Annotated in this window: 23 protein-coding genes; 13 read left to right on the top strand and 10 right to left on the bottom strand. The window is 70.4% G+C overall.

Going from position 1 to position 20,181, the window contains the following annotated elements; genetic code table 11:
- The first annotated feature begins 28 nt into the window (after positions 1-28).
- The 8 genes from ACIG5F_RS22635 (at position 29) to ACIG5F_RS22600 (ending at position 7,885) form a co-directional block, all read left to right on the top strand.
- A complete protein-coding gene (locus tag ACIG5F_RS22635; RefSeq protein ID WP_396520407.1) occupies positions 29-448 on the top strand; it encodes a molybdopterin-binding protein in 420 nt (139 codons plus the stop codon).
- Positions 445-1,245 (top strand): molybdate ABC transporter substrate-binding protein, encoded by an 801-nt coding sequence (gene modA / locus ACIG5F_RS22630; RefSeq protein ID WP_396520405.1) that lies wholly within the window; start codon positions 445-447, stop codon positions 1,243-1,245. Before ACIG5F_RS22635 ends, modA begins: the two co-directional genes overlap by 4 nt.
- On the top strand, positions 1,242-2,024 hold the full coding sequence (locus ACIG5F_RS22625; RefSeq protein WP_396520403.1) for an ABC transporter permease: 783 nt from the start codon (positions 1,242-1,244) through the stop codon (positions 2,022-2,024). Before modA ends, ACIG5F_RS22625 begins: the two co-directional genes overlap by 4 nt.
- Positions 2,021-3,115 (top strand): sulfate/molybdate ABC transporter ATP-binding protein, encoded by a 1,095-nt coding sequence (locus ACIG5F_RS22620; protein ID WP_396520401.1) that lies wholly within the window; start codon positions 2,021-2,023, stop codon positions 3,113-3,115. The genes ACIG5F_RS22625 and ACIG5F_RS22620 overlap by 4 nt, the downstream gene beginning before the upstream one ends.
- A 4-nt stretch (positions 3,116-3,119) precedes the next feature.
- Complete coding sequence (locus tag ACIG5F_RS22615; protein ID WP_396520399.1) at positions 3,120-3,908, top strand: HAD-IIA family hydrolase; 789 nt, start codon at positions 3,120-3,122, stop codon at positions 3,906-3,908.
- A gap of 118 nt (positions 3,909-4,026) precedes the next feature.
- Positions 4,027-4,824 carry a metallophosphoesterase gene (locus tag ACIG5F_RS22610; protein ID WP_396520398.1) on the top strand — a complete coding sequence of 266 codons (798 nt, stop codon included), beginning with the start codon at positions 4,027-4,029 and terminating at the stop codon, positions 4,822-4,824.
- A 46-nt stretch (positions 4,825-4,870) separates the two neighbouring features.
- Positions 4,871-6,514 carry an AMP-binding protein gene (locus tag ACIG5F_RS22605; protein WP_396520396.1) on the top strand — a complete coding sequence of 548 codons (1,644 nt, stop codon included), beginning with the start codon at positions 4,871-4,873 and terminating at the stop codon, positions 6,512-6,514.
- 60 nt (positions 6,515-6,574) lie between these two features.
- The gene (locus ACIG5F_RS22600) at positions 6,575-7,885 is read left to right on the top strand and encodes a M14 family zinc carboxypeptidase (RefSeq protein ID WP_396520394.1); all 1,311 of its coding nucleotides are present in this window, start codon (positions 6,575-6,577) and stop codon (positions 7,883-7,885) included.
- Positions 7,886-8,022: 137 nt separating this feature from the next.
- Here the strand turns inward: ACIG5F_RS22600 and ACIG5F_RS22595 are convergent, their stop codons facing one another.
- On the bottom strand, positions 8,023-8,316 hold the full coding sequence (locus ACIG5F_RS22595) for a hypothetical protein (protein ID WP_396520393.1): 294 nt from the start codon (positions 8,314-8,316) through the stop codon (positions 8,023-8,025).
- Between the two features lie 39 nt (positions 8,317-8,355).
- On the opposite strand from ACIG5F_RS22595, the gene ACIG5F_RS22590 reads away from it, so the two are divergent.
- Positions 8,356-8,538 carry a hypothetical protein gene (locus tag ACIG5F_RS22590; protein WP_396520391.1) on the top strand — a complete coding sequence of 61 codons (183 nt, stop codon included), beginning with the start codon at positions 8,356-8,358 and terminating at the stop codon, positions 8,536-8,538.
- Here ACIG5F_RS22590 and ACIG5F_RS22585 read toward each other — a convergent pair.
- From ACIG5F_RS22585 to ACIG5F_RS22565, 5 genes are all read right to left on the bottom strand, one after another.
- Positions 8,528-9,721 carry a beta-propeller fold lactonase family protein gene (locus tag ACIG5F_RS22585; protein WP_396520389.1) on the bottom strand — a complete coding sequence of 398 codons (1,194 nt, stop codon included), beginning with the start codon at positions 9,719-9,721 and terminating at the stop codon, positions 8,528-8,530. The genes ACIG5F_RS22590 and ACIG5F_RS22585 overlap by 11 nt on opposite strands.
- 4 nt (positions 9,722-9,725) lie before the next feature.
- Positions 9,726-10,346, bottom strand: coding sequence for a polysaccharide deacetylase family protein (locus tag ACIG5F_RS22580; protein WP_396520387.1), 621 nt, complete (start codon positions 10,344-10,346; stop codon positions 9,726-9,728).
- 152 nt (positions 10,347-10,498) lie between these two features.
- The gene (locus ACIG5F_RS22575) at positions 10,499-11,698 is read right to left on the bottom strand and encodes an Nramp family divalent metal transporter (protein ID WP_396520385.1); all 1,200 of its coding nucleotides are present in this window, start codon (positions 11,696-11,698) and stop codon (positions 10,499-10,501) included.
- 457 nt (positions 11,699-12,155) lie between these two features.
- Positions 12,156-13,115 carry a R2-like ligand-binding oxidase gene (locus tag ACIG5F_RS22570; protein ID WP_396520383.1) on the bottom strand — a complete coding sequence of 320 codons (960 nt, stop codon included), beginning with the start codon at positions 13,113-13,115 and terminating at the stop codon, positions 12,156-12,158.
- A complete protein-coding gene (locus ACIG5F_RS22565) occupies positions 13,112-13,705 on the bottom strand; it encodes a TetR/AcrR family transcriptional regulator (RefSeq protein ID WP_396520381.1) in 594 nt (197 codons plus the stop codon). Before ACIG5F_RS22565 ends, ACIG5F_RS22570 begins: the two co-directional genes overlap by 4 nt.
- Before the next feature lie 344 nt (positions 13,706-14,049).
- Between ACIG5F_RS22565 and ACIG5F_RS22560 the strand changes: the two genes are divergently transcribed.
- Complete coding sequence (locus tag ACIG5F_RS22560) at positions 14,050-14,682, top strand: HAD family hydrolase (protein ID WP_396520379.1); 633 nt, start codon at positions 14,050-14,052, stop codon at positions 14,680-14,682.
- A gap of 198 nt (positions 14,683-14,880) precedes the next feature.
- Here the strand turns inward: ACIG5F_RS22560 and ACIG5F_RS22555 are convergent, their stop codons facing one another.
- The gene (locus ACIG5F_RS22555; RefSeq protein ID WP_396520377.1) at positions 14,881-15,093 is read right to left on the bottom strand and encodes a hypothetical protein; all 213 of its coding nucleotides are present in this window, start codon (positions 15,091-15,093) and stop codon (positions 14,881-14,883) included.
- A gap of 117 nt (positions 15,094-15,210) precedes the next feature.
- On the opposite strand from ACIG5F_RS22555, the gene ACIG5F_RS22550 reads away from it, so the two are divergent.
- Together ACIG5F_RS22550 and ACIG5F_RS22545 are read left to right on the top strand one after the other, a co-directional pair.
- Positions 15,211-15,597, top strand: a complete 387-nt coding sequence (locus ACIG5F_RS22550; RefSeq protein ID WP_116181255.1) for a cold-shock protein — start codon at positions 15,211-15,213, stop codon at positions 15,595-15,597.
- Between the two features lie 62 nt (positions 15,598-15,659).
- On the top strand, positions 15,660-16,091 hold the full coding sequence (locus ACIG5F_RS22545; RefSeq protein ID WP_396520375.1) for a Clp protease N-terminal domain-containing protein: 432 nt from the start codon (positions 15,660-15,662) through the stop codon (positions 16,089-16,091).
- Here the strand turns inward: ACIG5F_RS22545 and ACIG5F_RS22540 are convergent.
- From ACIG5F_RS22540 to ACIG5F_RS22530, 3 genes are all read right to left on the bottom strand, one after another.
- A complete protein-coding gene (locus ACIG5F_RS22540; RefSeq protein ID WP_396520373.1) occupies positions 16,079-16,561 on the bottom strand; it encodes a DUF2771 family protein in 483 nt (160 codons plus the stop codon). The two genes, ACIG5F_RS22545 and ACIG5F_RS22540, sit on opposite strands and share 13 nt — an antisense overlap.
- 258 nt (positions 16,562-16,819) lie before the next feature.
- Positions 16,820-18,595: an MFS transporter gene (locus tag ACIG5F_RS22535; RefSeq protein ID WP_396520371.1), complete on the bottom strand. Its 1,776-nt coding sequence runs from the start codon at positions 18,593-18,595 to the stop codon at positions 16,820-16,822.
- 17 nt (positions 18,596-18,612) lie between these two features.
- Positions 18,613-19,362 (bottom strand): glutaminyl-peptide cyclotransferase, encoded by a 750-nt coding sequence (locus ACIG5F_RS22530; RefSeq protein ID WP_396520369.1) that lies wholly within the window; start codon positions 19,360-19,362, stop codon positions 18,613-18,615.
- Between the two features lie 55 nt (positions 19,363-19,417).
- Between ACIG5F_RS22530 and ACIG5F_RS22525 the strand changes: the two genes are divergently transcribed.
- On the top strand, positions 19,418-20,173 hold the full coding sequence (locus ACIG5F_RS22525) for a DUF3027 domain-containing protein (RefSeq protein WP_396520367.1): 756 nt from the start codon (positions 19,418-19,420) through the stop codon (positions 20,171-20,173).
- The last annotated feature ends 8 nt before the right edge of the window (positions 20,174-20,181 follow it).

The raw sequence follows: 20,181 nt of genomic DNA, 5'->3' as shown, positions 1-20,181 counted from the left end.
GCCGCATCGGCGGAGCTAGCCTCGGCGCGTGACCCGATCCGACGCGCCCACCTACCGGGTGTCCGAGGCCGCCGTGCTGCTCGGCGTGAGCGATGACACGGTGCGCCGCTGGCTGGACGGCGGCCAGCTCACCGCCGGCGTCGACAGCGCCGGCCGCAAGGTCGTCGACGGCGCCGAGCTCGCCGCCTTCGCCCGCGCCCAGGCCAATGCCGTGCCCGACCCGTCCGGCGTGGGCCGGTCGGCCCGCAACCGGTTCGTCGGCCTGGTCACCGAGATCGTCCAGGACAAGGTGATGGCCCAGGTCGAGATCCAGAGCGGGCCGCACCGGGTGGTGTCGCTGATGAGCACTGAGGCGGTCCGGGAACTCGGCCTGACCCCCGGGGTGCTGGCGGTGGCCGTGGTCAAGTCCACCCAGGTGATCATCGAAACGCCGGGAGGCATGTCGTGAGGAAACTCGTCGTCGCCATCGGGTCGGCCGCGCTGCTGCTGACCGCCTGCGGCGGTGGGTCGACGTCGTCCCAGGGACAATCGGGTCAGGGGACGTCGACCACCAGCGGCGCGCCGCAGGAGTCGGGCACCCTGACCGTGCTCGCCGCCGCCTCGCTGACCACCTCGTTCAACAAGATCAAGGCCGACTTCGAGGCGGCCCACCCCGGCGTCACCGTCAAGCTCACCTACGACGGCTCCTCGACCCTGGTGCAGCAGATCACCAACGGCGCCCAGGCCGACGTGTTCGCCTCGGCCGACCAGGCCAACATGGACAAGGTCACCAAGGCCGGCCTCAACGACGGGCCGCCCCAGCTGTTCGCGCGCAACAAGCTGGAGATCGCGGTGCCGCCGAGCAACCCCAAGAACATCGCCACCTTCGCCGACCTGGCCAAGCCCGGCACGGTTGTCGTGGTGTGCGCCGACGCCGTGCCCTGCGGGGCGGCGGCCCTGAAAGTCGAGCAGGCCACCGGCGTCACGATCACCCCGGCCAGCAAGGAGACCGCGGTCACCGGCGTGCTGTCCAAAGTGGAGTCCGGCGACGCCGACGCCGGCCTGGTCTACCTCACCGACGTCAACTCGGCCGGCAGCAAAGTGAAGGGCATTGCCTTCCCCGAGGCCGACAAGGCGATCAACGACTACCCGATCACCGTGCTGAAGAACGCGCCGCAGTCGGCCATCGCCAAGCAGTTCGTCGACTTCGTGCGCGGCGAGCAGGGGCGCAAGGAGCTCGGCGCGGTCGGTTTCCAGCTGCCGTGAGACGGTCCGTCCCGGTCCTGCTCTGGATCCCGGCGGCCATCGCGCTGGCCCTGGTCGTGCTGCCGGTCATCGGTCTGGTGGCCCGCAGCGACCTGGGCCGGCTGCCGGCCCAGGTGATCAGCCCGGCCGCGCTGGAGGCCCTGTGGCTCTCGGTGCGGACGGGCGCGACCGCCACGCTGTTGTCGTTGCTGCTCGGCGGTCCGCTCGCGGTCGTGCTGGCCCGCGGGCGGCTGCCGGGGCTGCGGCTGTTGCGGGCTGTGGTGCTGCTGCCGCTCGTGCTGCCGCCGGTCGTCGGCGGCCTGGCGCTGCTGTACCTGTTGGGGCGCAACGGATTCGGCGGGCAGATGCTGGCCCTGTTCGGGCTGCGGCTGCCCTTCACCACCGCGGCGGTGATCATCGCCCAGACCTTTGTCGCCATGCCGTTCCTGGTGATCGGCCTTGAGGGCGCCCTGCGCACCGCCGGCGAGCGCTACGAGGCGGTGGCCGCCACCCTCGGCGCCGCGCCGTGGACGGTGTTCCGGCGGGTCACCGTGCCGTTGTTGTTGCCGGCCTTGGGGTCCTCGCTCGTGCTGGCGTTCGCGCGATCCCTGGGGGAGTTCGGCGCCACCATCACGTTCGCCGGAAACCTCGAGGGCACCACGCAAACCCTGCCGCTGCTGGTCTACGTGCAGTCCGAGTCCGATGTGGACGCTGCCGTCGCGGTGTCGCTGCTGCTGGTCGTGCTGGCGATCGTGGTGATCGCCGTGGCCCGACCCCGGTCCATCGAGGGTCGACTGTGAGCCTCGACCTCGGCATCGCCGTCCGCCGCGATTCCTTTGCGCTGTCCATGGAACTGTCCGTCGCCGACGGCGAAGTGGTCGCGGTTCTCGGGCGGAACGGGGCCGGCAAGTCCACGTTGCTGTCGGCGCTGGCCGGCCTGCTGCGCCCCGACGAAGGCCGGATCGAGCTCGGCGGCCGGGTGCTCACCGATGCCGCCGCCGGCGTGCACGTGCCACCCCATCTGCGCGGAATCGGCCTGCTGGCTCAGGATCCGCTGCTGTTCCCGCACCTGACCGTCGCCGCCAACGTCGCCTTCGGTCCGCGTTCCCAAGGCGTGTCGCGTGCCACCGCCGATGCCATCGTTCGGCGTCTACTGTCCGATGTGGACGCTGCCGAGTTCGCCTCGCGCCGGCCCAGCCAGCTGTCCGGCGGGCAGGCCCAGCGCGTCGCCGTCGCTCGGGCGCTGGCGTCCGAACCGGAGCTGCTGCTGCTCGACGAACCCTTTGCCGCGCTTGACGTCGACGCCGCCCCCGCGCTGCGGGCCATGCTCCGGCGTGTGCTGCGCGGCTCGTCCCGCATGGCCCTGCTCGTCACCCATGACCCGCTGGACGCACTGGTGCTGGCCGACCGGGTCATCGTGCTCGCCGACGGCCGGATCGTCGAACAGGGCGAGACCCGGGCCGTGCTCGGCCGGCCCCGCACCGCCTTCACCGCCCGCATCGCCGGCCTCGACCTCGTGCCCGGCGTGTACGGGCCGTCCGGGCTCGTCGCCGAGGACCTCGTGCTCAGCGGGCACGTCCCCGAGCCCATCCCCGACGGCTCGCCCGCCGTCGCCGTCTTCGCGCCGGCCGCCGTCGCCGTGCACGTCGATCCGCCCGGCGGCAGCCCCCGCAACGTGTTCGGCGCCGTCGTCGGCGGCCTGGAGCCGCACGGCGACCTGATCCGGCTGCGCGCCGCCCGCGCCGTCGACGGTCCGTCCTGGGTGGACGGCCTGGCCGCCGACCTGACCGCCGCCGCCGTCGCCGACCTGGGGATCGAGCCCGGCGCCCGGATCTGGCTGGCCGTGAAGGCGGCCGAGGTGGCCCTGCACCCGGTCGCCGGGGGATCATGAGGCCATGGTCTGGAACTATCTGATGGACATGGACGGTGTGCTCGTGCACGAGGAGCACATCATCCCCGGCGCCGACGAGTTCCTCAGCGAGCTGCGGGACCAGGGCATCCCGTTCATGCTGTTGACCAACAACTCCATCTACACCCCGCGCGACCTGCGGGCCCGGCTGCTGCGCACCGGCCTGGACGTGCCCGAGTCGGCCATCTGGACCTCGGCGCTGGCCACCGCCAAGTTCCTCGACACCCAGCGGCCCGGCGGCTCGGCCTACGTCATCGGCGAGGCCGGTCTGACCACCGCCCTGCACTCGATCGGGTACGTGCTGACCGACAGCGACCCCGACTACGTGGTGCTGGGCGAGACCCGGACGTACAGCTTCGAGGCCATCACCAAGGCCATCCGGCTGGTCGACGGCGGGGCGCGCTTCATCGCCACCAACCCCGACGAGTCCGGTCCGTCGCGGGAGGGGCTGCTGCCGGCCACCGGCTCCGTGGCCGCGCTCATCGCCCGGGCCACCGGCCGGGAGCCGTACTACGTGGGCAAGCCCAATCCGCTGATGATGCGGTCCGCGCTGCGGGCCATCGGGGCGCACTCCGAGAGCACCCTCATGATCGGCGACCGGATGGACACCGACGTGCGGTCCGGGCTGGAGGCCGGCCTTCAGACCATCCTGGTGCTGTCCGGCATCTCCGGGGCCGACACCGCCGAACGCTTCCCGTACCGGCCGACCCTGGTGATCGACTCCATCGCCCAGCTCGTCGGCAACGCCGCCGACCCCTTCAAGCACGCTGGGTGACCGCCCGCCTGCGGACCGCTCAGAACCACGAATCCCCAGCTCACAGAGATCATTTCGATACGCTCCGGTGACCGGTCCGCCCGGCGGCCGGGGGCATCGACCGCCTATCGTGGCCACCGTGGGCGACGACGAACGAGACGAGTCGGTGTTCGTGGTCGGTGACGTCCATGGCCACCTCGCGGAGCTGATCACCGCACTGCACACCGCCGGGCTGACCACCCCCGAGGGCCAGTGGTCCGGGGGCCGGCACCGCCTCTGGTTCCTCGGCGACTTCGTCGACCGCGGCCCCGACGGCATCGGCGTCATCGAGCTCGTCATGCGCCTGTCCGACCAGGCCGACCGGGCCGGCGGCTTCGTCGGCTCCCTACTCGGCAACCACGAGGTGCTGCTGCTGGGCATGCACCTGTTCGGCGACACCCCCGTGCCCTCGGACTACGGCTTCCGCAGCTTCGCCCGCAGCTGGCACCTCAACGGCGGTCAGCTGTCCGACCAGACCCGCCTCACCGACCGCCACGTCCGCTGGCTCACCGACCGCCCCGTCGCCGTCGTCGTCGACGAGCACCTGCTGCTGCACTCCGACACCACCGCCTACCTGTCGTGGGGCGACACCGTCGACGAGGTCAACTCGGCCGTCAAGGCCATCATGCAGGGCCGTGAGCTCACCTCCTGGTGGGACTGCTGGCACAAGATGACCACCCGCTTCGCCTTCCGCGGCGCCACCGGCGCCCAGACCGCCGACGAGATCATGGGCAAGTTCGGCGGCAAGCGCATCGTCCACGGCCACAGCATCATCGCCGACCAGCTCGGCATCGAACCCGACCAGGTCGAGGGCCCCCTCTCCTACGCCGACGACAAGGTCCTCGCCGTGGACGGCGGCCTCTTCGACGGCGGCCCCTGCCTGGTCGTCGAGCTCTGAGGCCACCCCCGCTCGGGGGTGGCCGTGGTCCGCGTCACAGGCGAGGATGGGCCACATGGTCGCGCTGCCCGCATACGCCTCAGGAACCTCGGACGTGTCCCTGCTCGGGGACACCATCGGCGACAACCTGGACCGCACGGTCGCCCGGGTCGGTGATCGGGACGCGTTGGTGGACCGGGCGTCCGGCCGTCGGTGGACGTACGCGGAGCTGGCGGCGGACGTGGACGCGGTGGCGCTCGGGTTGCGGGCGCTGGGGGTGACGAAGGGGGACCGGGTCGGGATCTGGGCCCCGAACGGCGCGGAGTGGGTGCTCACGCAGTACGCCACGGCCAAGCTGGGCGCGATCCTGGTCAACATCAACCCGGCCTATCGGGTGCACGAGCTGGAGTTCGTGCTCAACCAGGCCGAAGTCGGCACGCTGATCGCCACGCCGACGTTCAAGACCTCGGACTACGAGGCGATGATCAACGAGGTGCGGCCGAACTGCCCGGCCCTGGGCACGGTGCTGCTGATCGGCCGTCCCGAGTGGACGGAGCTGGTCGAGAACGGCCGGACCGGGGATCGGGCCTGCCTCAAGGAGATCAGGCTCTCCCCGGACGACCCGATCAACATCCAGTACACCTCGGGCACCACGGGATTCCCCAAGGGCGCGACGCTGTCGCACCACAACATCCTCAACAACGGCTACTTCGTCGGCGAGCTCTGCGGCTACACCGAGCAGGACCGGATCTGCATCCCGGTGCCCTTCTACCACTGCTTCGGCATGGTGATGGGCAATCTCGCCGCGACATCGCACGGCGCCTGCATGGTGATCCCGGCCCCGGCGTTCGATCCGGTGTCCACATTGGACACCGTGCAGGCCGAGCGCTGCACCTCGCTCTACGGCGTGCCGACGATGTTCATCGCCGAGCTGACCCTGCCCGGCTTCGACGACTACGACCTGTCCAGCCTGCGCACCGGCATCATGGCCGGCTCGCCGTGCCCGGTCGAGGTGATGAAGCAGGTCATCGACCGGATGGGCATGACCGAGGTGACCATCTGCTACGGCATGACGGAGACCTCCCCGGTGTCCACGCAGACCCGCGCCGACGACTCGCTGGACCGCCGGGTGGCCACGGTCGGCCGGGTGCACCCGCACCTGGAGGTCAAGATCGTCGACCCGGTCACCGGCCTCACCGCCGCCCGCGGCGAGCAGGGCGAGCTGTGCACCCGCGGCTACTCGGTGATGCTCGGCTACTGGGGCCAGCCGGACAAATCCGCCGAGGTGATCGACGCGGCCCGCTGGATGCACACCGGGGACCTGGCCGTGATGGACGACGACGGCTACGTCGCGATCACCGGGCGGATCAAGGACATGGTCATCCGCGGCGGCGAGAACGTGTATCCGCGTGAGGTGGAGGAATTCCTCTACACCCACCCGGACGTCCTGGACGCGCAGGTGATCGGCGTGCCCGACGAGCGCTACGGCGAGGAGCTGATGGCCTGGATCCGGCTGCGCCCGGGCGCCGCGCCGGTCACGGTGGAGGCGGTTCGCGAGTTCTGCGCCGGAAAACTGGCCCACTACAAGATTCCTCGCTACGTGCACGTGGTCGAGGAGTTCCCGATGACGGTGACCGGCAAGGTCCGCAAGGTCGAGATGCGGGAACGAGCGGTGGAGATCCTCCGGGCGAACCAGACGAACGGCGGGTAGTCAGGCGCACATACCGTGTCGGTATGGTTACGCGGCGCCATCCCGATGTGAGGAGCCGCCATGAGGCATCGCGCCCTGATCCGCATCGCCGCCGGAGTCGCCGCCCTGCTGCTCGTCGGGTCCGCATCCGCGGCCGCCGGCGACGACACACCCGTGATGTGGAGCGTGCCCATCACCGGTGACCAGGTCAACCAGCTCGTCGCCGCCGGCTTCGACGTGGCCGAGACCGGCGGCGACGGCGTGGCCTACGTGACCGGCACCAACCAGACCGCGCAGGCCTTGCGCGACTTGGGATACCGGCCGACCGAGTTCGACACGATCTACAAGGAGCTGCCCGCGCAGCGTTCCCTGGCCGCCGGCACCTTCTACGGCGGCTACCGGACGGTGACCAGCCAGGAGCAGCACCTCGGCCAGGTCGCCGACGCCCACCCGGACCTGGCCACGGTGTACGACATCGGCGACTCCTGGCTGAAGACCAAGGGCCGCGGCGGCCACGACATCGAGGCCATCTGCCTGACCAAGAAGAAGACCGGCGACTGCGCGCTGAGCACCACCTCGGCCAAGCCCAAGTTCACGCTGATCGCGCAGATCCACGCCCGTGAGATCTCCACCGGCGAGCTGGCCTGGCGCTGGATCGACTACCTGGCCAACGGATACGGCTCCGACGCCACGGCGACGTCCATTCTGGACACCACCGAGATCTGGGTGATCCCGATCGCCAACCCGGACGGCGTGGACGCGGTGGCCTCCGGCGGCAACTCGCCGAAGATGCAGCGCAAGAACGAGGACAACAGCCACGGCTCGTGCACCGGCACCGACGTGGGCATCGACCTCAACCGCAACTCCACCTTCAAGTGGGGCACCGATTCCAACGCCCCGTGCGACGAGACCTACCAGGGCCCGAGCAAGGGCAGCGAGCCCGAGGTGACCGGGCTGGAGAAGTTCTTCCGGTCCATCTACCCGGTGCAGCGCGGCAGCGGCGACAACGACCCGGCGCCGGTGACCGCCCGCGGCACGATGATCACGATGCACAGCTACGGCAACGACATCATCATTCCCTGGGGCTGGAACAACAAGCCCTCGCCCAACGACGCCCAGTACCGGGTGCTGGGCAAGAAGATGGCCGCCTCCAACGGATACGTCGTCGACACCAACGGCGGCACCGTCGGCTACGAGACGCCCGGCACCACCGACGACTTCACCTACGGCACGCTCGGCGTGGCCAGCTTCACCATCGAGGTCGGCTCGGCCAGCGGCACCTGCGGCGGCTTCTTCCCGAAGTACTCGTGCGTGGACAGCAAGTTCTGGCCGGACCTGAAGGGCGCGTTCATCGTCGCGGCCCAGGCCGCCGCCGCCCCGTACAAGCAATAGATCGCGTTGTCGACAAAGCGGCCCCGGTGCGTCACGCGCCGGGGCCGCTGACTGTCCGAAGTGGAATGATCACCCGATCTAGCGATACAGACCCGGCTGCCTTCTCGGCCGGGGTACACCATGATCACCGATGTGACTCATCGGGAACTGCCTGCCAGCGGTCGAGGATGCTTCGCCGCGGTCGTGATCGTCCCCATCGCCGCGTTCGCCGGCCTGACGGCACTCACCACGCTGATCACCGGCCACGACGACCCGACGGCCGGGCCGCCGTTCGGCCTGCCCCATTCGACCAGGGTCAGCCAGACCGCCCCGCTGGAGACCGAAGGGAGCGAGGACCCGCCGACCGGCACGCTCGCCGCGCAGCCACTGGCCCTGCGCAACCCCGACAAGCCGACGACCAGCGTCATCGTGCCCTCGGCGGTGGTCGCCACCTCGTCGACAAGGAGCGCGGATCCGACCACGTCGACGCCGTGCCCGGGCCGGACGCCGCCCGCGCAGACCACGTCGACGACAACATCGGCATCGCCAACCACTACTGCGACACCGACGGCGACGAGCACCACCACCACCACAACCACAACGCCGCCACCGACGACAACTTCCGTTGCCACGACTACGACTACGACAACCGCATCGACGACGTCAACGAGTAATGCCGGTGTGTCCAAGTGAGTAGCGGCCCGGCTGCGGCCACACGCACAGGCCGTGCGGCTGGTTGCCGACCGGGATCTTCCTGAGCAGCGAGCCGTCCTTTGTGGACAGAACGTAGACCGTGCGGTCGTAGCGGCCGGACAGCCACAGCTGCGAGCCGTCCGCCGTCACGTTGCCCATGTCCGGGCTGCCACCGCCGGGGATGCGCCACTTGGCCTGCTCAGCGCCGGTGTAGGAGTCGAGCACACTGACCGAGCCCTCGTGGCGGTTGGTGACGTACAACTGCTTGGCGTCACGGGAAAGATAGAGCCCGTGCGCGCCGCCACCGGTCGGGATGAAGCGTTGCACCTTGGTCGCCGCGCCGTCGAGCACCCACAGGCCGTTGGCGTCCGAGTCGGCGATGTAGTAGGCGGAGCCATCCGGCGCCAGCTTGATGTCCTGCGGCCCCATGACCGTGTGCCGCTGCGGCATGTCGATCATGCGCAGCAGCTTGTGCGACGCGATGTCGATGACCGCGACCCGCCCGGCGAACTCGCACGTGAACACCGCGGTGCGACCGTCCGGGCTGAAGTCGGCGTGATCGACGCCGGCGCAGTCCGGCACCGCCGTCTCGTCCTGCTGCTTCCAGGTGGCCGGGTCGTACCAGACCAGCTTGCGCAGCCGCTCGGCCACCGAGATCGCGAACTTGCCGTCCGGCGTGAAGTACATGTTGTACGGGTCCACGACCGGGATCTGCTTGCCCGGCTGGCCCGTCCGCGGATCGAACGGCAGCAGGTGATCGCCCTGGTCGTCGGTGGCGTACAAGGTGCGCATGTCGAACGAGGGCACCACGTGCTGAAGTTCCACGCCCGCCGGGTACTTGGCGACTACCTGGAAGGTCGCCGGGTCGATCACCCACACGTCGCCGGAGCCGCTGTGCGGCACGTAGACCAGCGGCTTGTCCTGCTTCAGCGCGCCCAACACCATGTTCGGGCCGGCGTCGGCGTACACGTTGTGCGGGTCGCTCACCGGCGGCATGCCGGCCAGACCGTCCACAAGGGACTTCGGTGTGGTCGTGGTCGGCGGCGGCGTTGTGGTCGTGGTGGTCGGAGCCGGCTTCGGCTCCTCCGCCGCCGGGGCCGACGAGCACGCGGTCAGCGCCGCGGCGCAGGCGAGGGCGAGCAGCGCCCTTCCGTGGATGGGCAACTTCTCACCTCAGCAGTTCGGTCGCGGTCACCGGGGTCAGGCCCCGGGCGGCGAGATCGGTCAGGATGCCGGGCAGCGCCTGCACCGTGCCGGGATGGCCCAGGTGCATGCTCACCACGCTGCCCGCCTTGGCGGCGGCCGTCGCCCGCCGGATCGCCGCCGCGCCGGGATCCGTCCAGTCCAACGAGTCCACGTCGTAGGACAGGGTCCTCGCGTAGCCGGCCTTGCCGGCCGCCGCGAGCTCACGGGCGGTCGCGTGCTGGCCCTGCGACTGGCGGAAGAACGTGCCCGGTGTTCCGACCACTGTGGACAGTGCGTCCCGGCAGCGCTCGATCTCGGTCAGCATCGGGGCCGGCTGGTAGCTCTCCAGGTCCGGGTGGCTCCAGGTGTGGTTGCCCAGCTCGTGGCCGCCGTCCCGGACCATGCGCGCGCCGTCCGGGGTGTCGGTCAGCCAGGTGCCGACCGCGAACACCGTGACCTTGGCGTTGTGCTGGGCCAGCAGCGCCATGACCTGGCGGGTGATCTCCAGCGGGCCGGCGCCGTGGAAGGTCAGCGCCACCTCCGACCGGCCGCTCGTCGCCCGCGCCACCTCGACCGCCGGTCCGCCCGGGGCGACCGTCGTCATCGGCGTGGCCGTTGTTGTCGTTGTGCCCGGCGGCGTTGTCGTCCCGCGCGTGGTCGTGCTGGGGGATGGAGCGGCGGTCGGTGGTCCGGCGCATCCGGCCAGGGCGGTGGTCGCGGCGATTCCGAGCGCGGCTCGACGAGTGAAACGCCGGGTCACGTCGTAAGTATGGCCAGTGCCACGTTGAGAGCGATCACGACCCCGGCGATCAGCCCTGCAAGCGCGGTGGTCGCCGGCCGGTTCACCGCGTCGCCCATCACCGTGCGCTTCGCCGTCAACACGACGAGTGGCACCAGGGCGAACGGGATCCCGAACGACAACACCACCTGCGAGAGCACCAGCGCCCTGGTCGGGTCCACACCCAGCGCCAACACCACGATCGCCGGCAGCAGCGTCGCCAACCTCCGGGCCAGCAGCGGAACCCGGCGTCGCAGCAGGCCCTCCATCACTACCGCGCCCGCGTAACAGCCGACCGATGTGGAGGCCAGGCCCGATGCCAGCAGGCCGACCGCGAACAGCAACGCCACCCCGCCCCCGAGGGCATCGCCAACCGCCGCGTGCACCCCGTCCAGCGAACTCCCGTCCGTTCGGCCGCCCAACGCCGTGGCCGCCAGCAGCACCATCGCCAGGTTCACCGTGCCCGCCAGCACCATCGCCAGGCCCACGTCAGCCTTGGTGATCCCCAGCTTTCCCGGGTCCGTGCCGAACCGGTCGCGGGCCAGCGCGCTGTGCAGGTACACCACGTGCGGCATCACCGTCGCCCCGAGCATGCCCGCCGCCAGCAGCACGCTGTCGACCCCGTCGAACCTCGGCGCCAGTCCGTTGAGCACCTCCGCCGGGTTCGGCGGCGCCACGAACAGTCCCGCCACGAACCCCACCGCGATCACCAGCAGCAGGCCCGTGATCGTCCGCTCGAACCTCGACTGGCCCGCCCGGTTCTGCACCGCCAGCAGTGCTGTCGACACCGCTCCCGTGATGATTCCGCCCAGCAGCAACGGCAGTCCGAACAGAATCCGCAGGGCGATCGCCCCACCCAGCACCTCCGCCAGGTCCGTCGCGATCGCCACCAGCTCCGCCTGCGCCCAGTAGAGCAGCCGCATCCCCTTGGGTAGCCGATCCCTCAGCAGCTCCGGCAGGGACCTTCCCGTGACCAGTCCCGCCTTCGCCGACAGGTACTGCACCAGCCCCGCCATCGCGTTGGCCGCCACCACCACCCACACCAGCAGGTACCCGTACTTGGCCCCCGCCTGCGTGTTCGTCGCCACGTTCCCCGGATCCACGTACGCGATCGCCGCCACGAACGCCGGCCCCAACAACCCCGCCCGGCCGCGCAACCGGGCCGCGATCGACACCATTACTGCAACCTACTTGCAGTAGTCGGCTGTGGACCAGTGGCCGCCACTCGCCGCCGCCCCTTCGACGTTCTTCGCCAACCGTCCGCCTCCACCCGCGGTTTCCAACTCCGCCCACTCCGCCGCTCCCCAACCCCGCCGCACTCGACCGGCGCTCCGGCTGCGGAGCAATGCCGCTGCGCTCGACTGACGCTGTCGCTCTCGACCGATGCTGTTGCTCTCGACTGACGCTGGTGCTCTCGACTGATGCTGTCGCTCTCGACCGATGCTGTCGCTCTCGACCGATGTCGCCGCCTTCGACCATTGCTGCTGCGCTTGACCTGTGCTGCTGCGTTCGACTGATACTGTCGTTTCCGACCAGCGCTGTGGCCTTGGGACAGCGCCGCCTCAGAGCAGCGCCGCCGCTTTGCTGCTGAGTCCTGGGGCGCCGGGGCTTCCGCCTATCGCGGTCGCCGAGCCGTCACACCTCCGCCATGACCGCCGCGTCCTCGTCGCCGAACTGGTCCTCCAGGCGTTCCGGCGTGTAGTCCAGGTCGATTTTCGTCACGTCCGCGCCGCGGGCCGACTCGATCGCGCCGAGCCGGCGCTGGGCGCGGTCGCCGGCGTAGCTGACGAACTCGGTCACGTCGAGGTCGAAGGCGGTCGGGTCGACATGGTCGAGCACCCACTGGATTGCCGACAGGGAATGCGGCACCAGCTCGCCCATGCGCTGGGTGACGACGTCCCAGTTGGAATCGTCGGCGGCGACGTGCCGGCGGCAGGTGAAGGTTCCCCACGCCATGTGCCGGCGCTCGTCGTCGCCGATGCGGCGGACCAACTCCTGCATGCCGGGCAGGATGCCGCGGCTCTTGCACACCTTGTTCCACGCGTAGTAGCCGGTCAGCGCGAGCGTGCCCTCGACGATGTGGTTGTAGGTGACGCTGGCCTTGATCTGCGCCGCCGGGCTGTGGTCGTGCTCGAGCCGCCGCAGCGCCGCCGGCAGCTCCTCGTAGAAGATCTTGCGGTAGCCGGGGTTGTCGGCGACGTAGGAGTGCAGGTCCTCGGTCAGGCCGACGGCGTCCATCCAGCGCCGGAACACCTCGGTGTGCCGGGCCTCCTCGAACGCGAACTGGGTGAGATACATCTCGTCGCCGATGCGGCCCTCGGCCGCCATGGCCCGCATAAACGGCTGGATGTCCTCGGTCACGGCCTCCTCGCCGGCCACGAACATGGCGACCAGGTAGGTGGCGTTGGCCCGCTGGGCGTCGGTCAGTTCGGCCCAGTCCCGGGCGTCCTGGCTGAAGTCGATGTCGGCCGGGTTCCAGAACTTGACGTTGCCCTTGGCGAACAGCCGCAGCGGCAGGTGGTCCCAGTTGAAGCCGCCGCGCAGCGAGTGGAATCCGGTCCGATGCAGGTCGTCGGCGGTCGTCTCGGGAGTCATCGGGGAGCCTCCGGGATCAGTCGGCGCATCAGGGCGGTGATGGTGGCGACGGCCTCGTCGACCGTGCCGGTGGGGGTCAGCAGATGGCTGACCGTCAGCCGCATGCCGGTCTCGGCGAGCAGCTCGATCTCCGAATCGGGCAGCCACGGCATACGCACCCGCCACAGCTGTGAGAGCAGGTCGACGGCGGGCAGCAGCACCGGCCGCCCCTTGGTGGTCAGCAATGGCAGCAGATCCTCGGCGTCGGCGCCGGTGATGATCGCGTTGACGAGCCGGTTCTCCGCCGCGTGGGTCAAGGTGTGACGCACTGCTGCAGAGATGCCGCTTTCGACGTCGGGTGCGTCCATGAAGCGTTGCGCCACCCCTTGTAGGAACTCCGCGACCGTCTGCGCGGCCACGGCGTTGACCAACGCCTCCTTGGTACCGAACTCGTTGTGCACGGTTTGCCTGCTCACCCCGGTCGCCGCCGCCACGTCGGCCATCCGCATCCCACGAAAACCGCGGTCCGTGAGCAGATCTGTCGCCGTGGCGATGAGCTGCGCCCGCAGAGATTCGCGCACGCGCTCGACGAATGGTGTGACCTGGCTCATACACCTCAGCTTGACACCTTTGCCTTCGATGTCAAGAGCGGCGACATCTTCCAAACCCTGTAAACCCGCAGGCCGCCCCCCGCCGTGAGCGGACGAAAAGGCTTCCAGCTGCTCGACAGCCCAGCGTTCCCTCGCGACGCCGTCGGCGGTTGCTTGTCATCTGGCCCCATATGACAAGCAAGTGGACAAACCAGCACCGATGACCAGTGGCCGGGCATCGGAGTGTCGGTGATCGGTGGCCAGGCAGGCGGCTGTCGGTGATCGGCGAACGGAGATTCGCCCGTCGGTAATCGGGCCGGCGGCTGGGCGCGAAAACGCCTGGTGTCGGCGGTTAGGGTCGTGATGTGGCGCTGACCGTGGGCTTCGACCTTGACATGACCCTCATCGACGCCAGGCCCGGTGTGGCCGCGGCCATCGACCAGGTGGGCGCCGAGTTCGGCGTGGCGCTCGACGGCGCGGACTTCGCATCGCGGCTCGGGCCGCCGCTGCAGGACATGTTCCGCGACGCGGGCATGGACGAGGCGATCATCCCTGCGCTGATGGACCGGTACCGGGCTCTGTATCCGACGGTGGTGATCGCCACCACCGTCGCGATGCCCGGCGCCGACGAGGCCATGGCCGCCGTCCGCGAGCTGGGCGGCCGTGTGGTCGTGATCACCGGCAAGTACGAGCCCAACGCCCGCCTGCACGTCGAGGCCCTCGGCTGGGAGATCGACCACCTGAGGGGCGAGCTGTGGTCCTCGGCGAAGGGCACGGTGCTACGCGAGCAGGGAGCCGCCATCTACGTCGGCGACCACGTCGGTGACATGCAGGGAGCGCTCGAGGCCGACGCCGTGGCGGTGGCCGTCACGACCGGTCCGTGCAGTCGGCGCGAGCTTGTGGATGCCGGCGCCGAAGTGGTGCTGACCAGCCTGAATGAGTTCCCGGCCTGGCTTTCCGACAACGTCGAGCGGTTCTTGCGGCCGATGGCCGGCTGAGTTGTCCACAGGCGACCTGTTGCCTCACCAAGAACGCCCGCGTGGGTTAGGTCGGGTGGCCGAGGGGGATCGTTCAGGCCACCGCCTGTCGGTCACTGCGCGGCGCGGGCGCATGAGCACAACCGGCCGTCGTGTCTACCAGGATCACGGGTCTGACCAGTGCACGACCGACTGCGCCTGAACCCTGCCCGGGGACTGTCAGGCGCGGCGGCGGTTTTGCAGGAAGACGGCGACCAGGCCCATGGCCAGTCCGATCGGGGTGAGCAGGACGCCGGGCACGTTCAGCCACAGGGGGAGATCGCGGGCGCCGCTGGCGTAGAGGCTGAAGATGACTGCGAGCGCCACCAGGCCAAGCGCGAAGACCACCATGGACAGCGTCATCAGCTTGCCGCCGGGCACCGACCTCGTCATGCCCTCAGCGTAACTCGACATCGTCCCGGTCCCGCCGCCGATGCCCTACCCTTGAGGTTCGCGCCCTGGGCACGGTCCCCGGGCGCGTTCGTTGTGTGCAGCGGAGAGGTGAGCACAGTGCCGACCGGCAGGGTCAAGTGGTACGACACGGAAAAGGGATTCGGCTTCGTCACCCAGGACGGTGGCGAAGACGTCTACGTTCGTGCGTCCGCACTGCCGCCCGGGATCGAGGGCCTCAAGACCGGCCAGCGCATCGAGTTCGGCATGGCCGAGGGCCGGCGCGGACCGCAGGCGCTGTCGGTGCGGCTGGTCGACGCCCCGCCCTCGGTGGCGGAGGCCAAGCGCCGTCCCGCCGAGGAGCTGCACGGCCTGATCGAGGACATGATCAAGGTGCTGGAGGCGAAGATCCAGCCGGACCTGCGCCGTGGCCGCTACCCGGATCGCAAGACGGCGAAGCTGATCGCCGAGCTGGTCCGTGGCGTCGCCCGGGACCTCGACCCGTAAACCGGCAGCCCGTAAACCAGTAGGCCCTGGACCGGCAGCCGGTTGGCGATGGGCGGTGCGCTGTGTCGGAGCAGACGAGCAGGTTGCTCGCGGTCGCCCGGCAGGAGGCCCGCGCTCAGGTGAGCAGCGGCCATCTCCTGCTGGGAGCGCTCCGGCCGGACGGCGATGACGTGCTGCGCCGCGTCAACCTCGACGTCGACCTGGACGAGATCCGTGACCATGTGCGCGTGCTCACGGCCGGGGCGTCGGATCCGCATGCCCGGCTCAGCACCCGAGTGAAGCGTGTGCTCACCGAGCATCGGTCCACACGGGACGTGGTGGTGGCGTTGTTGGACGATGCGGAGTCCACGGCGGCGCGGGCCCTGGTTCGAGCCGGCCTCGACCCGGCCGAAGTGTGCGAACGCGTACGGAGGATGCCGGGGATCAGGCGGAGGAGCCGGGCCTCCGCCAAGCAGAGTTCGGTGCCCCCGCCGCCGGAGATTCAGCCGCTCTGACCGGCGACCGACAGCACCCAGGTCGCGCCGACCACGAACTGTGGCTCGCCGGTGTTGGGGTCGAGCGTGAGCACGCCGGCGTAGCGCTGCACCTCGGCGGTCTCCAGCTGCGCCGAGCCCGGCAGCTCAAGGGTGTAGGCCAGCCGCTCGCCGGCGGCGAACACCGAGGTGCGGCCCTCCTGCTCCTGGCCGTTCTGCTTGTACTTGAACGTGACCTGCCACACGGCGTTGCCGATCTCGGTGGGCACGGAGATCTGCAGCGGCTTGTTCGGCGGCACGGCCAGGGTCGCGCCGGCCGCGGGGTCGGCGGCGCAGTTGTTGACCTGGAAGTCGCAGTACTCGGACGGCCCGGTGACGGCGGTGGTGTTCACCGCGAAGAAGGTCACCTGCGGCAGCGGCGGCGCCGAACACGCCGAGGCCAGCACACCCGCGCCGACCAACACCAGCGGGACAAGGCGTTTCGCGCTCACATCCGACGAGCCTACGTGGCTGGCCGCGCCGGTCGGTCTGGGGGCTGTGGTGATCGACCGCGCTCTGCGGCCCGAGGGTCGGCCTGACGCCAGGTGATCCGCCGCGGCGATGGTGGAGCAAGCGGCGTCGGCCGACGCAATGCTCCAGTGCCGACGCAATGCTCCAGTGCCGACGCAATGCTCCAGTGCCGACGCAATGCTCCAGTGCCGACGCAATGCTCCAGTGCCGACGCGTTGGAGAGGGGCTCGACCCGTGGGCTACGGGCCCGGGGCGGGGGCACCGGGGGTGGGGCGGTGGTGGTTGGGGCGGGTCACGGGATCGGACTTGAGGGGGCGTCGGCGGCCGAGCCAGGGCAGGAGGGTGCTGTCGCGGTTGACCATGACGGTCTGGGCCAGGCCGGCGGCCAGGAGCAGGCCGACGACGGCGAAGCCGATCCAGTACTGGGCGGGGAGGAGCACGCCGAGGGCCCCGCCGAAGACCCAGCCGAACTGGAGGATGGTCTCGGAGCGGCCGAAGGCGGAGGCCCGGGACTCCTCGGGGAGGTCGTCCTGGATGGTGGCGTCGAGGCTGATCTTGGCGAGGGCGCTGCCGACGGAGCCGACGAGGGCCAGGGCGACGACGGTGGGGACGCCGGGCAGCAGGGCGGCGACGACGGTCATGCCGAGGATGGCGCTCAGGCAGCTGATGATCACCTGGTCGGGGCGGCCGAAGTGCAGGCGGGCACCGATGCCGTTGCCGAGGAAGTTGCCGAGGCCGGCGGCGGCGCCGATGACGCCGAGCAGCACCAGCTGCTCGACGGGGGCGTGGTCGCGCTCGGTCTGGGCCTTGATCACGAAGGCGGCGAACAAGGTCAGGAAGCCGGTCAGCACGCGGATGGTGCCGTTGCCCCACAGCGCCACCACGACCTGCCGGCCCAGCGGCTGGCGGGTCTTGATCCGGGGCTCGGCCCGCAGCGACGTGGGGACCTCGCCTTCGGTGACCTCGACCCAGGCCGGGATCCGCAGGCACAGCACGGCGTCGGCGACGCACAGAATGGCGGTGAACCACAGCGCGCCGGGCGAGTTGAACAGGTGGGCGAAGCCGGCGGCCAGGGCGCCGAAGACGCCGGCGGCGGCGAGGCCGAAGACGGTGAGCCGGGCGTTGGTCTTGACCAGCGTGATGTCGGGCGGCAGCACCCGTGGTGTGACGGCGGCCTTGAGCACGTTGAACGACTTGGACAGCACCATGGTGCCCAGCGCGGCCGGATAGAGGCCCCAGTCGTCGAAATGCATGGCCATGACCACTGCCAGCAGGGCCTGCCCGAAGCAGGACACGGCCAGCGCGAGCCGGCGGCCGTGCTGGATCTTGTCCAGGGCGGGGCCGATGACGGGGGCGATCACGGCGAACGGCGCGACGGTGATCAGCAGGTACAGGGCGACCTTGCCCTGGCTCTCACCGGTCGCGGCGGAGAAGAACAGGGTGTTGGCCAGCGCGACGGCCAGGGTGGCGTCGGTGGCGTAGTTGAGCATGACGGCCCAGGTCAGCGAGGCGAGCCCGGACTGGTCGGCGCCGTCGGCGTGCAGGGCGCGCTTGAACGCGTCGACGCCCCGCTGCCCGAGCTGCCGGCTGCGGTACACGGCGACCCTGGTCACGGTGAGCTTCCGCGGCGTGCGGGGCCCGCTGATCGGCTGCTCGGGCGGCACGAACCGGTGTTCCTGGGACGGCGGGTCCTCGCGGTACGTGGGCGGCGGGTTCTCGCGGCGGGTGGGCGGCTCTTCGCGGTAGGTGGGCGGGCTCTCACGGTAGGGCGGGGGAGGGTTCTCGCGACGGGTGGCCGGGTTCTCACGCCGGGTCGGCGGCGGAGCGGTGCGGTAGGCCGGAGGCTCTTCTTCCTGCTGCCACGGGTACCGCCGCATCGGCCGGGTCGGCGGCTTGGGCGCGCGTGACCACTCGGCGACCAGGTCCGGGTCGTTCTGCACGGACTGCTGGCGCCGTCGGCTGGCTCCGCTCCAGCCGCGACGGCCGTGGCCGGGGTCGGAGTGGTCGGCGGTCACCCCTCAATCCTGCCGCACTACGAGCCGTCGTGTGTGAACCTCACCCGGTAGACCAGGGGCCAGCGCTTGCCGGTGACCAGGTACTCGCCCGGGTCCGGGGCGACCGAGATGCCGTTGAGCACGTCGTCAGGGGTGGTGTCATGGGCCGGGCCGAGCGCCGACAGGTCGGCCACGCCCTGCACGGCGCCGCTGGCCGGATCCACCCGAATGATCGTTTTTGTGGGGTAGACGTTGGCCCACACCGAGCCGTCGGCGCACTCCAGCTCGTTCAGCTGGCCGTCGTAGTCGACCTGCACGTGCCCGAGCACGGCGAACGTGGTCGGGTCGCGGAAGGTCAACAGAGCGGTGCCGTCGCTCATCACGAGGCGTTTGCCGTCGTAGCAGAGGCCCCACCCCTCGTCCTGGAACGACGCCGTGCTGATCTGCCGCAGCGTTGCTCGATCGCGCACGATCGCGACGTTCTGCTGCCAGGTCAGCTGCCAGATCTTGTCGCCGACCACGGCGATGCCCTCGCCGAAGTAGTCGGCCGGCAGGTCGACGGCGTGCAGGACCTGCCCGGTGTTCGGATTCAGGGCCCGCAGTGTGGACGAACCCTGCAAGCCGGTGCTCTCGTACAGCACGCCGCCGGCCAGTTCGTAACCTTCCGTGAAGGCCGACGGATCGTGCGGCATCGTGCCGAGGACCTCCACCCGCAGGTTCGGGGGCCCGGCCGGGGCGGCGCAGCCCGCGAGCAACGCCACGGCAAGTAACAGCAAGGCTGCGCGCATCTCAAGAGCGTGACACGTGTGCGTCGGCGTTCCACGAGTGCGGCACAATCGTCGGGTGACCGCACCGACCACCAGTGAGCAGCCTCCGAACCCGGTCCTCGCATCGGTCGTCGAGCTGGCCAGGGCCGCCGCCCAACAGGAGGCCGGCGACGAGCCGATCGGCGCGCACGCCGGCGTACTCGCCGAGGACGAGTCATCGGTCACCCACCTGTTCGAGGCGTCCCACCCCGGCTACGACGGCTGGCGCTGGGCAGTGACCATCGCGACCACCGGCGGCGACGAAGACCCGGTGACCGTCAGCGAGGTCGTGCTGCTGCCCGGCCCCGACGCGCTGGTGGCGCCCGACTGGGTGCCGTGGGGCGAGCGGGTCCGCGCCGGCGACCTGGGCGTCGGCGACCTGATGCCGACCACGCCGGACGACCCCCGGCTGGTGCCGGGCTACCTCCAGTCCGACGACCCGGCGGTGGAGGAGGTCGCCCGCGAGGTCGGCCTCGGCCGCGTGCGGGTGCTGTCCCGGTTCGGCCGGCTGGAGTCGGCGCGCCGCTGGGAGGCCGGCGACTTCGGCCCGCGCAGCGACATGGCGCGCAGCGCGCCCGCCTACTGCGGCACCTGCGGCTTCTACCAGCAGCTCGCCGGCAGTCTGGGCGCCGCCTTCGGCGTGTGCACGAACGAGATCACGCCGGCCGACGGCCACGTGGTGAACGTCGACTACGGCTGTGGTGCGCACTCCGAGGCGGAGGTCGACATGGGCTCGACAGTGCCGGTGGCCGAGCTGGTGTACGACGACGCCGAACTCGAAGTCGAGCAATGAGCGAGCTT

It is taken from the genome of Kutzneria sp. NPDC052558, from assembly GCF_044547355.1.
Taxonomy (GTDB): Bacteria; Actinomycetota; Actinomycetes; order Mycobacteriales; family Pseudonocardiaceae; genus Kutzneria.
Note: the sequence above shows the minus strand (reverse complement) of the source record. Positions and strands in the feature narration are given on the sequence as shown.